This is a genomic window from Mycobacterium sp. IDUB_37, assembly GCF_055419245.1.
The window spans coordinates 172,089-186,695 of record NZ_JBVAXG010000012.1 but is presented as its reverse complement, the minus strand read 5'-3'; the positions used below and the strand labels follow the sequence as shown (position 1 = coordinate 186,695).

Sequence of the window (14,607 nt, the reverse complement as noted above, 5' to 3'; positions counted from 1 at the left end):
ACCAGGACAACCTGGCCACCACCTTGGCCCAACTCCACAACCACGGCCACAGCCCCTCCTGGACAGCCCTCTACCCCAACGCCCACACCGTCGACCTACCCACCTACCCCTTCGAACACCGCCGCTACTGGCTGAACCCGACCCCTACCAGCGAGGTCACCGGCCCTGTTGAAGGTGCCTTGTGGAAAGCCGTCGACGACGGTGCTGTCGACACGTTCGCGCAGGTCTTGGGATTGAGCGATGAGCACGACGACGCATCACTGGCGGCTGTCGTGGACGCCCTACGGCAATGGCGCGGCGAATCCGGCGTACGGTCGGCGGCCAACAAGTTGCGCTACCGGGTCGACTGGCGAACCGTGACCCCGAAAACCTTCCCTCGGACACGTCCGCGATTGCTGATTCTGGCGTCTGCTGCACTAACCGATGACGGGTGGATCAACGGTTTGTCTGCAAAGCATGCCGATGAAGTGGAAGTGCTTACGGTCGAGTTGAATGCACTCGACAGAAATTCGTTGTCCGCCGTGTTGGCCGATGCTGCCGCGCGTGGTCATTTCGACGCCATTGTTTCCTTTCTGGCTACCGATGAGCGCGAGCATCCAGATTATTCTGGAATTTCGGTCGGATTGTTTTCGACGCTTCGCGTTGCACAAGCTCATTGCGAGTTAGATCTCGGCATACCACTGTGGGTAATCACCCAGGGCGCGGTTTCTATATCCGCGGCTGATGGCGCTGCGAGTCCGAGCCAGGCCGCTGCGTGGGGGCTGGGACAGTCGGTATGTCTGGAATATCCCGATCAGTGGGGCGGGTTGGTTGACCTTCCGCAAACCGCGACCCCGCGCGACATCGACCTGCTGTCCGCAATACTGAGCTGCGCGCAATCAGAAGATCAACTCGCGATACGCCGCAATGGTGTGAGTGCGCGTCGGTTGGTCGAGGCGCCGCTGTCGGCCGAGCGCGCAGAGCGGGCCGGCACCTGGAAGCCAGCCGGAGCCGCGCTGGTCACCGGCGTAACAGGGCGGGTCGGCAAGCATGTCATCGGCTGGCTGGCCGAAAAGGGTGCGAACCCTCTTGTCCTGCTGAGCCGCACGGCCGCGGAGGATCCCGAGTTAGCCGAACTGGGATTGGAACTTTCCGAGCGAGGGATAGCGACGACGTCGGTATCCGTCGACGTCAGCGATCGTTCGGCGTTGGCGGCTGCCCTTGCCGACATCCGCAGTGTCCACGGTCCCATCAAGACCGTCGTGCATGCCGCGGCAGCCATCGGTTGGAACACCATCGCGGACACCACCGCTGAAGAGCTGTCCAACAGTTATGCCGCGAAGGCGGTAGGGGCCACGAACCTGGCGGAGCTGCTCGCCGACGAACCGCCAGACACCTTTATTTTGTTCTCCTCCGCAGCAGCAACGTGGGGCGGCGTGCAGCAGGGCGCCTACGCGGCCGCCAACGCTCATATCGATGCGCTGGCCACGCAGTTGCGTAGCACGGGAACCGCAGCGGTGTCCGCGGCATTCGGCCTGTGGGCAGACGAGACCGGCAATATGCCGCCCGAGATCGTCGACTATCTGCAGAGAATCGGAGTCGACCCGATCCCGCCCGGCACTGCATTGGCCGCACTGGAACAAGCCGTCGGGGCGAACGACACCCTGATCACCATTGCCGACGTGGTATGGGATCGATTCCTGCCTGCGTTCACCGTCCGGCGCTCACACCCACTGCTGACCGAACTGGCGTCCCGCGCAGACAGCACTGAATCCGACAGCAGCGCATCGACCGCAAGCGCCTCCGGGCTGCGGGAAGAGTTGGCTGGTCAGACGGCCGAGCAACAGCTGCACACGTTGACCGCGCTGGTCGCGGGCCTCGCCGGCACCGTACTGGCGCATCCCGACACGGCGGGTCTCGATCCGAGTCTGGCGTTCAAAGACCTCGGTATCGACTCGCTGACCGCTCTGGAGCTGCGCAACGCCCTCAACGAGCGCACCGGCCTCACCCTGCCGGTGACCCTGGTCCTCGACCACCCCACGCCTGCCGCGCTCGCCGGCCATCTGGCTGAATTACTGATCGACACCGCTGCACCATCTGCGGTCCCGCCGGCGCAGGTCAGCACGCGCCGCGCCGAACCAGTGGACAACAGGCTCGAATACCTGGACCAGGCCGGATTCCTCGCGCTGCGAGCGGTTCACGGCGCGCTGATGCAGGTCACCTGGGTGTATGACGGCGACATCAACCTTGACGGGTTGCGGCGTTTTCACCAGAATCTCGGACGCGGATTCCTCGGGCGCAGGATTGAAAGCTCGCCGCTCCCGTTCGCGCGTGATCGCTGGGTCTGGTCTCCCGGTTCGGCGGAGATCGACATCGCCGCGGCGCCGCGACCGCGGACCGAGGTCAGCGTGTGGGCCGACGAGCGGACCCGCCTAGCCGTCGATCCGGAGTGGGGACCGGGGTGGCACCTCGGGGTACTTCCGCTCGAGGATGGCGGGACCGCGGTGAGTCTGGTGGCCACGCATACGATCGTCGACGCGATCGGGTTCGGCCAGGCGATAGCCGATGCCGCCGAGGGCAGGACGCCCGACCTGGGCTATCCGCCCGCGCGATCACGCACCCGCTGGCGGGCAGTACGTGAGGATTTCCGGCAATCCGTCAAAGAACTGCCCAATATCGGGCAGGCGGTGGCCGCCGTGGCTCGGCGCGCCCGGCAGGACCGCGACGAACTGAAATCGATCACGGCAGCGGCACCACCTGCTCCGAGCACAGCCGGCGATCAGGCAGTGGATGTACCTGCCCTCACCGCATACATCGACCTCGCGGAGTGGGATGCTCGCGCGAAAAGCCTTGGTGCGAGCAGCAACTCGCTGGTAGCGGGCGTGGCCTCCCGGCTTGCGGTCAGAACTGGGCGTGTTGAGGACGACGGAAACGTCAACCTACGATTTGTGGTGTCGCAACGGACCGAGGAAGACACCCGTGGCAATGCGCTGACAAATGTCGACGTCAGCGTCGACCCCACGCGTGCGGCCACCGACCTCGGGGACATGCACGTCAAGATCACCCAATCGATCCTCGAGGCGATGGAGAACCCCGACGACGAGTATCTGGCGCCACTTCCTTTGGCCGCGATCACACCCAAGCGGGTGGCCAGGCGACTAGCGGGGGTGGCCGGCGGCGGTGCCAGCGTGACCTGCTCCAATGTTGGTGACGTGCCCCCGTCGATGAACCGGCCCGATGGCACAGACGCTGACTACGTGTATGTGAGAGGGCTCGAGCCGGGCATCACCAGACACACGCTCGAGTCCATGGGTGGACGATTGCTGCTGTTTTCCGGGCGGGCTCGCGGAAAGATGTACCTCAGCGTCTCCGCCTATCTTCTTGAGCGGTCGAACAATACAAAAGATGAGCTGCGCGAGGCCGTCTCGCGGACGCTCGGCGAATTCGATCTGACTGCTGAAATCGACTGACAGCTGCCGGGTTTTTCGCGGGCGAAGTGTCATGTACACCCAGCTCAGCGACCGTATTCGCGGCACTGAGCGGGGCGGTGATCACCGCAGACCCACCCGCTGCGGGAGGCAAAACTGCTGGTCAAGAGGCTGCGCGCGGAGCAACCCTGGTCGGGCATGTCACACCTAGCTCACCTGGCCCCTGTCACGAAAGCGCCATGTTCGACTGTGCGTTCATGAGATACTTGCCCGATGGTTTTACGTACGCCCGCTGAAAAAGTCATCTACCGACTGAACCGCAACCCAACTTTTTTGAAATTGCTCAACCTGCGCTTCAAGTACGGTTACCAATTCCTCAGTCGCATGCTTACGAAGGATGACGTGCTGTTCCTCAACTGGGGATATGAGGAAGATCCACCGATGGGCATCCCGCTGTCGGCGTCCGACGAGCCCGACCGGCTCACCGTCCAGCTCTACCACAGCACCGCGACTCAGGTAGACCTCAAGGGCAAGGATGTGCTCGAGGTCAGCTGCGGCCACGGTGGCGGCGCTTCGTACATCACGCGGACCCTGCAGCCGGCCTCGTACACGGGCCTGGATCTGAACAATGTCGGCATCGCGTTCTGCCAGAAGAGGCACAAGCTGCCCGGCCTGAAGTTCGTGCAGGGCAACGCCGAGAGCTTGCCGTTCCCCGATGAGTCCTACGACGCGGTTATCAATGTCGAAGCCGCGGTCCACTACGCCGACTTCGGCGGTTTCCTCAATGAGGTGGCGCGTGTGCTGCGCCCGGGCGGGCACTTCCTTTACGTCGATATCCGCGACGCCGAGGCAGTCGAGGGGTGGAAGGCAGCGCTCGACAACGCGCCACTGCGACTGCTGCAGGAACGCGTCATCAACGCTGAGGTCATGCGCGGTCTGGTGAACAACCGGCTGCTGGGCCAGATCAAGAGTCGCCTGCCGAAGATCGCGTACCTGCAGAACATCGCCAACAACTTTGCCAGCGGGGAAAGCTCCTTGATCTACCGTCGTCTCGAGAACGGCGAGGTCACCTACCGGATGTTCTCCTTCGTCAAGGACTGAGCCACGTCCGGGAGCCTTTGAGTCGTTCGAGGTAGCCGCCCTTTCCGGGTCCCCCGGGGAGGGCGGCTGTTTTTCTGGCTGCGGGTCAGGGTGAGACGCACGCCCGCCTGTCAGCGCTGATTCGATCAGGGCGGCCCTGCCGTCGGCGTCGGACCGGGCGGGGCACCACGTACGCGTGGTGAGGCGGCGGAGGCCGATCACGTAGGCATGCGCGGCGGTGCGCAGCCCTTGCCGGACGTCCCTGACCGCGACCAGATCTGGCGCCGGGCAGCGATAGCGGCAACGGCAGTAACATTGCCGTGACGTTTATCACAAACAAGTAAAGCGTGAACCCAACCCTAGCGCCGGAGCGCGGGCCGAGATTCACGCTTAACTTGATCTACGATTCCGCCGTTGTTACGGCCGGCAATTGTTAATTGCCGCTAATTCCTATCGCGCGACCTGAACTGCCGCAGATGCGTAACGGCCTTCGGCGACCCGCTCATAGACCGACTTGAGAACGTCGAGGTAACGGCTCACAGACTCCCGGGCAATCGGGTTGTTCGGGAATTTCGCCATGATGGAGACCTCGTCGAAGAGGCGGATCACCGAGAAGTACAGGTGAGCCGGGTTTCTGCCGTCATCGAAAGAGGTTGCATTGCGACCCTTCAATGCGGTCGCGACGACCGCAGAAAGGGGAGGCAGGCCAGCATCCATGTAGTTCATCATGGTGAACTGCGGGCTGTTGGCTTTCAGCCAGGGCGCCAATTCCATTACGCGGTGGTAGGGCACCTGAGCGAGGCCGACGTTTTCGTCGAATGACGCCTGCGCCGCACGCGCGGTCTCCTCGAAGGAGTTCATGTCGACCGGCACGGCGAACGGGACGATTCCGGTGAACCAGCCCATGGTCATGTATTCGGCCGGAGTGCTCCGCTTATCGAAGGGCGTAACTCCGTAGTACGTTGCTTCGCCCGTCAATTCGTGGTGCGCCAGGGCGGCGCAGGTGAACAGACCGCCGCTGAAGCGGGCACCCGCCGCGATGCAGTTGGCTTCGAACTTTGCCGTTTGCTCCGGGTTCATCAGGCGCTCGACAATGATGTCGCCGCCGCAGTGCACCGACTGGTCACCCAGCGGCAACGGGAACTCCGGCATGCCGCCACCGTTGTTCTCGGCGAACTCGATCCATTTGCGGACGTCCGGCGAGTCCAAAGTCATGGAGTCGGAAGTCTTCTTTTCCCGGATGCAGAAATCATCGTGACTGGCCGACGGAGGCAATGTCAGCGGAGGTTTGCCCTCTACCAACGTGTCGTAGTTCGTCATGATCTCGACATACAGCGCGGAAACCAGCGCGGGGTCGCAGTGCAGGTGGTCGACGATTGCGAAAAGGGTGCAGTGGTCAGCCTTCTGAATCAGGCCGAACCGGAAGCAGTCCCACTGCAGCGGACCGGGCACCTCTAGAACCAGGTCCTGCCATTCAGTCTGCGTCAATTGACCACGCTGAATCGGGGCAACCTGGATATCGCGAGGATTGCTGATTTTGTGCCGAAAAATAGTGTCGGCATCCTTGTACTCGAACCAACTGCGGTAGGTGTCGTGACGGCGCAGGTGCGAGTTTATGACGTGGGTCATAGTCCGGACGTCGCATTTACCGGGCATATCCCAGGAGCCCATGACCAGTCGTGAATAGTCCAAGCCATCATTTTCGAAATTCGCAAAACCACGCAAATGGCTTGTTTGTGCGAAGCTGGGCGGTGCATCAACTATCGGCGCTTGCTTTGCCTTTGCGAGCGAGGCCGCTGTTGGCTCCCAAACGACAACGGAACCGACCCCCGGCTGCCACTCATGGACAATTCCCAGGCCCAGAGTTACGTCTGATGAGCCCCCGGATATAATCACGGTCCCTCCTCCAATTCCGGCCGACTGAACTGCAGTCGGCTGCTTGGCTCTATTTCTACCTCATGACTGTGGTGCCTCGTTGGGTTTTGATGCCAATTTGTCGTAAAGCAGATCAGCCAGACCTCGGACCGTGGTGATCTCGGATGTGGTAACGCGTATCTCCGTCTCGGCTTCTATATGGATGCGCAGTTCCTGGCTGCCCAGCGAGTCAAGGCCGTACTCGGTCAGCTCCCGGTCGGCATCGACGGTGCGGCGCAGGATCAGGCCGATCTGCTCGGAGACCAGACGCCGCAGCCGGGCGGGCCACTCGTCCTGGGCCACTTCGTTGAGTTCGGCGAGGAACTTGCTGGTCCGCGACCGTTTTCCCTGCGAACGGAACATCTCCGCGAACGGGCTGTGCTGGGCAAACGTGGTGAACCACGGTGACCCGATCACTGGGGCATAGCCGGTGTAGGTGCGGTTGTGACGCAGCAGTGTTTCGAAGGCGTAGGCACCTTCATCGGGGGCGATTGCCCCGCCGGATTCTTCGGCAAACGTCGTGGCACGGCCGACCTCGGCCCATGGACCCCAGGCGATCGAGGTGGCCGGAAGGCCCTGTGATTTGCGCCACCCGGTGAAGGAATCGAGCCAGCTGTTGGCCGCCGCATAGGCACCCTGACCCGGTGAGCCGACCAGGGCCGCCGCCGAGGAGAACAGGCAGAACCAGTCCAGCGGCTGATCCGCGGTGGCGGTGTGCAGGTGCCACGCGCCGTAGACCTTGGGCGCCCAGTCGCGCTCGATGAGCTCCTCGGTGATGTTGGGCAAGGTGGCGTCCTCGACCACGGCGGCCGCATGCAGCACGCCGCGCAGGGGCAGTCCGGTAGCCGTTGCCGAGGCCACTAACCGCTCGGCCGTGCCGGCCTGGGCGATATCGCCACAAACGACCACGACGTCGGATCCGATCGACCGGACCAATTCGATGGTTTCCAGTGTTTTTTGACTGGGTTGGGACCGCGAGCTGAGCACGATCCGCCCGGCACCGCCGCTGGCCATCTTCTCGGCCAGGAACAAGCCCAGCCCGCCCAGACCACCGGTGATGATGTAGGAGCCGTCACCGCGGAAGACCGCGGCATGCTCCGGGGGCAGGATGACGCTGCTGCGCCCGGCGTGCGGGATGTCGAGGATCAGCTTGCCGGTGTGCTCGGCCGCGCCCATCAATCGGATGGCGGTGGCAGCCTCGGCCAGCGGGAAGTGCGTGCACTCGGGCATCGGCAGCACGCCCTCTGCGGTCTGTTGGTACACCGTGCTCAACAGCTTGCGGACGGCAGCGGGATGGCTGATCGACAACAGGCCCAGGTCCACGCCGTGGAACGCGAGATTCTGCCGGAACGGGAAGAGTCCCAGCTTGGTGTCGCCGTAGATGTCGCGCTTGCCGATCTCGATGAAGCGCCCGCCCAGGGCCAGCAGCTTGATCCCGGCCAATTGTCCGGCACCGAAGACGGAGTTGAGCACGATGTCGACTCCGTAGCCGTCGGTGTCGGCGCGGATCTGCTCGGCGAACTCCACGCTGCGGGAGTCGTAGACGTGTTCGATTCCCATGTCGCGCAACAGGTTGCGACGCTTCTCGTTGCCGGCGGTGGCGAAGATCTCGGCTCCGGCCGCGCGGGCGATCGCGATGGCAGCCTGGCCCACCCCGCCGGTCCCCGAGTGGATCAGCACCTTGTCGCCGGCCTTGATGTGGCCCAGGTTGTGCAGGCCGTACCAGGCGGTGGCGCTCGCGGTGGTCACCGCGGCGGCCTGTGCGTCGGTCAGTCCGTCCGGCAGCGGGGTGGCAAGGCTGGCGTCACACGTGACGTAAGTGCTCCAACAGCCGTTGCCGGACATACCGCCGACACGGTCGCCGACCTTGTGGTCGATGACGTCAGGCCCGACGGCGGTCACTACCCCCGCGAAATCGGTGCCCAGCTGCGGTTGCCGTCCGTCCACGGTCTGGTAGCGGCCGAAGGTGACCAGGACATCTGCGAAGTTGATGCTGGACGCGCTGACCGCGACCTCGATCTGCCCGAGACCCGGAGGCACCCGATCGAAGGCGGCGAACTCGAGTGTCTGCAGGTCGCCGGGGTTGCGGATCTGCAGCTGCATGCCGGCTTGCGCATGGTCGACGACGGTGGATTGCCGTTCTTCGGGGCGCAGCGGAGAAGGGGTGAGCCGGGCCGTGTACCACTCGTCGTTGCGCCAGGCGGTCTCGTCCTCGTCGGTGGCCTGCAGCAACTGGCGCGCTACCGGGTCGGTGCCGGTGTGCTCGTCCACGTCGATGTAGGTGACCTTCAGGTGTGGGTGCTCGCTGCTGATCACCCGCAGTAGGCCACGCAGTCCGCCCTGCTCGAGGTTGGGGCGCTCGCCGGCCAGCACCGGCTGAGCGGTTCTGGTCAATACATACAGGCGGGGTGCTTGGCCCACGATCTCCGGAAGTTCTTGAGCAATACGCACCACATGTTTGACGTACCCGTTGCCGATGGCTGACGACACGTCTTCCTGGTCAGCGGCTTGCGGCGGCGTCAACAAGACCACTCCGGTGAACACACCGGCCTCGAATTGGTCGCGCAGCCGCTTGGACTGGGCGGCGTGGTCGGCGTGCTGCGACCAGGACATCGTGGTGCACTGCGCGTCGTGCAATTTGAGTGCGTCGGTCAATTCCGTGGCCACCATGTCCGTGGCGTCGGAGGTGCTGATCAGCAGCCACGTGCCGGGTTCGGTGATGGTCTTCTCGGGCAGCTCACGCTGTAGCCATTCGATGGTGAGTAGCCGCTCGCTCAGGACGCGGTCACGTTCACTGATCTGCGAGCCGGTGCCCATCTGCAGGCCGCGCACGACCAGCACCACGGTGCCATGCTCGTCCAGCACGTCGAGATCGGCCTCGATACCCGAGGCAGTCGCGGTGACCGTCGTGTAGCAGTACCGGGCGTGCCGCGCCGAGCCGTACGCACGTAGCCGGCGTACGCCGAGCGGCAGCAGCAGACCACCACTGCCGGCGTTACGCACGCTGGGGTGTGCGGCCATCGACTGGAAGCAGGCGTCCAACAGCGCCGGGTGCACGCCGTAGGAACCTTGCTGCGACCGGATGGAGCTCGGCACCGCGACTTCGGCGAGCACGCTGGTACCGCCGGTTTCCTGCGCGGTGTGCACGGTGGCCAGGCCGGTGAACGCCGGACCGTACTGAATGCCACGGACGTCGAACTCGCTGCGGAGGTCTACGCCTTCGGCCGGGTTCGGATGCGTCGCCAGCAGGGCTTCGATGTCATGCGCGGCTGGGCGGTCGTCATCGTCAGCGGGGTGCAGCATGGCGGAAGCTCGACGCGAGCGTTCGCCTTCCTCGCTGGTCTCCACCACGAACGGGACGACATTGGGCGATTCAACGGTCGCGGTGGCGCCGATGGGGGATTGCCCATCGAGCAGCAGCAGCTGCTCGAAGCGGACATCGCGGACTTCCGAGGCTTCGCCCAGCAGGGTGCGGGCCGCGGCCAACGCCATCTCGCAGTACGCGGCACCGGGCAGCGCGGGGGTGCTGTGGATCATGTGATCGGCCAACCAGGGCAGCACCTCGGTACCGACATCGCCCTGCCACACGTGGCGCTCCGGCTCCTCGGGCAACCGCACATGCGCGCCCATCAGCGGGTGCACGGCCACCGTGCTGCCGTGCGCGAGGCGATCCTTGGAGTCGTCCAGCAGCAGGCGGCGGTGCGACCAGGCCGGCAGCGTCGCATCCACCAGTCGCCCGGTCGGGTAGAGCACCGCGAAGTCCACCGAGGCGCCCGCGTCGTACAGGTCACCGAGCAGCTCACGAAGTCCGTGCGGCAGCGGTTGTTCGCGCCGCATAGCGGCCAGCGCGGCCGCCGTGATGTCGAGGCTGCGTGCAGTCTGATCCACCGGATGAGTCAGCAGCGGGTGGGGGGAGAGCTCGGTGAAGACCCGATATCCGTCCTCGAGCGCGGCCTGCACGGCCGCGGCGAAGCGCACGGTGTGCCGCAGGTTGTCAGCCCAGTAGTACGCGTCGCAGTAGGGCTCCTCGCGAGGGTCGAACGAGGTGGCCGTGTAGTAGGGAACCTCGGGTTCCAGGGGCGAGATTTCGGCCAGCGCCTCGATCAGTTCGTCGAGGATCGGCTCGACCTGCGGGGAGTGCGAAGCCACGTCGACGGCAACCTCGCGCGCCATCACGTCACGCGCTTCCCAAATCGCGACCAGATCGCGCACCGTCTGGGTGGCCCCACCGATCACCGTGGACTGCGGCGACGCCATCACCGCGACCACGACATCATTGATGCCGCGTGCCATCAACTCTGAAAGTACTTGCTGGGCAGGCAGTTCCACCGACGCCATCGCGCCGGAGCCGGAGATGCGGCTCATCAGCTTGGAGCGGCGGCAGATGACGCGAACGCCGTCTTCGAGGGACAGTGCTCCGGCGACCACGGCGGCCGCGGACTCGCCCAGTGAGTGGCCGATCACCGCCCCGGGCGTCACCCCGTACGACTTCATCGCGGCAGCGAGCGCGACCTGCACGGCGAACAGCGTCGGCTGCACGCGGTCGATCCCGGACACGACCTCGGACGCGGTCATCGCCTCGGTGACCGAGAACCCGGACTCTGCGGCGATCAATGGCTCGATCTCGGCGACCTTCGCGGCGAACACCGGCTCGTTCGCCAGCAGATCGGCGCCCATCTTGGCCCACTGCGAACCCTGACCGGAGAACACCCACACCGGACCCCGGTCATCGCGACCCGCAGCCGGCGGATAGGGGACTTCCCCGTTGGCGATCTCGAGCAGTGACCCGGACAACTCGTCCACGGTGCTGGCCAGCACGGACGTGCGCACCGACCGGTGCCCACGCCGACGCGCCAGCGTGTACGCCAGATCCGCAATCTCGAAGTCGGATCCCTGAGCAGCGACCCAATCGACAAGCCGCGCAGCGGTTTGTCGCAATGCCTCCTCCGAGCTGGCCGACAGCGGAAACAGCAGCGCGCCATCGATACCGGACTCTTGGTCCGTACTCAGGGATTCCTGGGTTGCGGGCGCCTGCTCCAAGATGGCGTGCACATTGGTTCCCGACATGCCGTACGCCGACACCGCAGCCCGCCGCGGGGATTGCCCATCGGTCGCCGGCCACGGCGTGACCTCTTGCGGCACAAAGAGACTGGTCTGAAGCTGGGCCATCTCATCGGGCATCTCGTTGAAGTGCAGTTGCTGCGGAATCACCCCGTGCTGCACGGCGAGCACGGCCTTCATCAGCCCCAGCGCTCCCGCGGTCGACTGCGTGTGCCCGAAATTGGTCTTCACCGACGTCAGCGCGCAGGGCCCGTCGGTGCCGTATACCTCGACCAGGCTCGCGTACTCGATGGGGTCGCCCACTGGTGTGCCGGTGCCGTGCGCCTCGACCATGCCGATGGTGGTCGGGTCCACGCCGCCCGCGGCCAGCGCTGCTTTATAGGCCGCGACCTGCGCACTCTGCGACGGGGTCACGATGTTCACGGTCCGGCCGTCTTGATTGGCGGCCGTGCCGCGCAGCACGGCCAGGATCCGGTCACCGTCGCGCTCGGCGTCGGGCAACCGCTTGAGCAGCAGCACTGCGACGCCCTCGCCGGTGACGAACCCGTCTGCCGCCACGTCGAACGTGTGGCAGCGTCCGGTGCGGGTCAGCATCCCGTTCGCCGACGCCGAGGCGAACCGCCGCGGCTCCAGCATCGCGTAGACACCACCCGCGAAGGCGAGGTCGCTCTCGCCGTCGTTCAGGCTACGAAAGGCCAGGTGGGTAGCAAACAAACTCGATGAGCACGCGGTGTCGACCGTGACTGCCGGACCGCGCAGACCCATCGCGTAGGAAACGCGCCCCGAGGCCATGCAGGAATTGGTTCCGGTGTTGCCGTACGGTCCCTCGAAAGTGTGGGTATCGGCTTGAACGAACGCGTAGTCGGTGTGCAACAGGCCGGTGAAGACGCCAGTCGCGGTCCCGGCCAGCTGTTGCGGCGTCAGGCCGGCGTGTTCCATGGCCTCCCACGAGGTTTCCAGCAACATCCGATGTTGCGGGTCCATGGCGATGGCTTCGTTTTCCGGTATCCCGAAGAACTCGGGATCGAAGTCGCCGACGTTGTCCATGAATGCGCCCCACTTGCAGTGGGAGCGTCCCGGAACGCCTGGCTCGGGGTCGTAGTACTCGTCGATGTCCCAGCGGTCCGGGGGAACCTCGGTCACCAGATCGTCGCCGCGCAGCAACGCCTCCCAGAAAAGCTCAGGAGAGTCGATACCCCCAGGTAGTCGGCACGCCATACCGATGACAGCAACCGGGGTCACGCGCGTCTTATCCACGAACCTTCTTCTCTCTATATAAATGCTTCAAGTTCTTCTCACCGGGTTCGAACTCGCATCAGCGCTTCGGGGAACATCGCCGAATTCGTGACGTGCCGGAAAAACCGAAGCATCCAGCACCCATGGCCGACCGACATCGTCGACGGCAGCCACAAGTTCTTGGCGTCACAAAAGCCTAGCGGCTCGCCTTCCCGCGCGTGGAAAATTCGACGGTACGTACCGAAAAACCTCGCCGGCGCCCGCGTGCGCTACGGTGCGAGATCGGCGCATTTTGTTCCGCTTTGCGGTGGCATTTGCTCACCATATGGTTGGCGGCTGTGTCGGACCCAGTCCATCCGGCCGACGGCTCGGGGCCTTATCCGGAACGCGCGGACGGCTGCTGCCAGCGAAGCTGAGCGCTATCGCGCGGGCGAACCGGAGCGCTATCGCGCGGGTGAACCTGAGCGCTATCGCGCGGGCAAACAAGGTCAGTTGATTCGTCGGTACGGCCCTCGGCGACTGCGACGTACACGGATTTCATCGCTTCCAGATAGCGCACTGCCGAGTCATGTGCGATCGGGTTGTTCGGAAAGGATGCCGTTACGGTGGTCTCCTGCTGAAACTTGTTGACCCACATACACACTCGGGCGGCTATCCGGCCATCGCTGAAAGCTCTGATCTTCATGCGGTCCAAATGCATTGCGATGACGGCAGATAACGGAGGGACTCCGGCATCGAGGAAGGACAGCATGGGAAAGCCGCCCCCCGGCGGGGCCGTGTCGAGCCATGGCGCCAGTTCCAGTACGCGCTCGAACGGCACATTGGCCAGTTGAGTTCGCGAGTCGAAAGCGGCTTGCGCGCACCGTGCCGTTTCAGCGAAGGACGACGCCACCTGGACAGCGAACGGGATGTGGCCGACGAACCAGCCAGTGGTCGCAAACTCGGCCGGGCCGCTGCGGGTGCTGCTGGGAGTGACGGCGTTATAGGTTTCGGAGCCGGTGAGTTCGTACTCGGCCAGCGCGGCGCACGCGAATACGCCGCCGCTGAACCGGGCGCCCGCGTTGGTGCAGGCAGCCTCGAATCGGGCGGTCTGGCGGGCGTCCATCAATTGCAATGAGAGCAACTCACCCGTCGCGGCCAGCGATGTGTCGCCCAGTGGCAGCGGGAATGAGGGAAGGGATCCGTCGTTGCCTTCGAAGAATTCGATCCACCGCCGGATCTCGGGAGATTGCAAAGTCAACGCTGAGGTGTACGCGCGCTCGCGCCGGCAGTAGTCGTGATAACTACCGACGCTCGGTAGCGGTATCGGGCCGGCGCCGTCCATCAGGGCGTCGTACATCTCGCGGATCTCCCAGAACACAGCGCCGAGGAACATGGCGTCGACGTGGAGATGATCGACACTGACGCAGAAGGTGAAGTGGTCGTCGCGCTGAATTATGGCGAACCGGAAGCAATCCCACTCCAAAGGGCCGGGTGTGGCCAGGATGTGGTCCTGCCATTGCTTCGTCGTCAGGCAACCGCGCTCGACCGGAATCAACTCGATGTCAGCCGGATCGGACATGGTGCGGCGGGCGATGTGGTCGCTCTCGGTGAATTCGAACCAGCTGCGGTAGGTGTCATGTCGCCGAAGGTGTGCATTGATCACGTACGTCATCGTGCGGATGTCGCACTGGCCTCGAATGTCCAACGCGGCGACCACTAGCCGGGACATGTCGATGCCGCGGGCTGCCTGATCGCGATAGCCGCGCAGGTGCCGGGACTGGATATAGCTCGGTGGCACAGCACTTATCGGTGCCTGCCGCACTTTCTCGAGCGTCGCCGAAGAGGCCTCCCACAGCCAGGCCGAACCAGGAGCTGGGGCCCAGTTGCCGACGGTTTCCAGACCCATATGGCCCAAGACAACCATGCT

At 64.5% G+C, this 14,607-nt stretch carries 5 protein-coding genes; 2 read left to right on the top strand and 3 right to left on the bottom strand.

Annotated elements, in window-relative coordinates:
* Together ACZY1I_RS28980 and ACZY1I_RS28975 are read left to right on the top strand one after the other, a co-directional pair.
* The coding region (locus ACZY1I_RS28980) for an SDR family NAD(P)-dependent oxidoreductase (RefSeq protein ID WP_463760749.1) at positions 1-3,449 on the top strand (3,449 nt) is incomplete at its 5' end.
* A 231-nt stretch (positions 3,450-3,680) separates the two neighbouring features.
* A complete protein-coding gene (locus tag ACZY1I_RS28975; protein WP_463760747.1) occupies positions 3,681-4,508 on the top strand; it encodes a phthiotriol/phenolphthiotriol dimycocerosates methyltransferase in 828 nt (275 codons plus the stop codon).
* A gap of 429 nt (positions 4,509-4,937) precedes the next feature.
* Here the strand turns inward: ACZY1I_RS28975 and ACZY1I_RS28970 are convergent, their stop codons facing one another.
* The 3 genes from ACZY1I_RS28970 to ACZY1I_RS28960 form a co-directional block, all read right to left on the bottom strand.
* Positions 4,938-6,383 (bottom strand): condensation domain-containing protein, encoded by a 1,446-nt coding sequence (locus ACZY1I_RS28970; protein ID WP_463760745.1) that lies wholly within the window; start codon positions 6,381-6,383, stop codon positions 4,938-4,940.
* Positions 6,384-6,443: 60 nt separating this feature from the next.
* The gene (pks2, locus tag ACZY1I_RS28965) at positions 6,444-12,680 is read right to left on the bottom strand and encodes a sulfolipid-1 biosynthesis phthioceranic/hydroxyphthioceranic acid synthase (RefSeq protein ID WP_463760772.1); all 6,237 of its coding nucleotides are present in this window, start codon (positions 12,678-12,680) and stop codon (positions 6,444-6,446) included.
* Between the two features lie 394 nt (positions 12,681-13,074).
* The gene (locus tag ACZY1I_RS28960) at positions 13,075-14,604 is read right to left on the bottom strand and encodes a condensation domain-containing protein (RefSeq protein ID WP_463760743.1); all 1,530 of its coding nucleotides are present in this window, start codon (positions 14,602-14,604) and stop codon (positions 13,075-13,077) included.
* Positions 14,605-14,607: the final 3 nt, after the last annotated feature.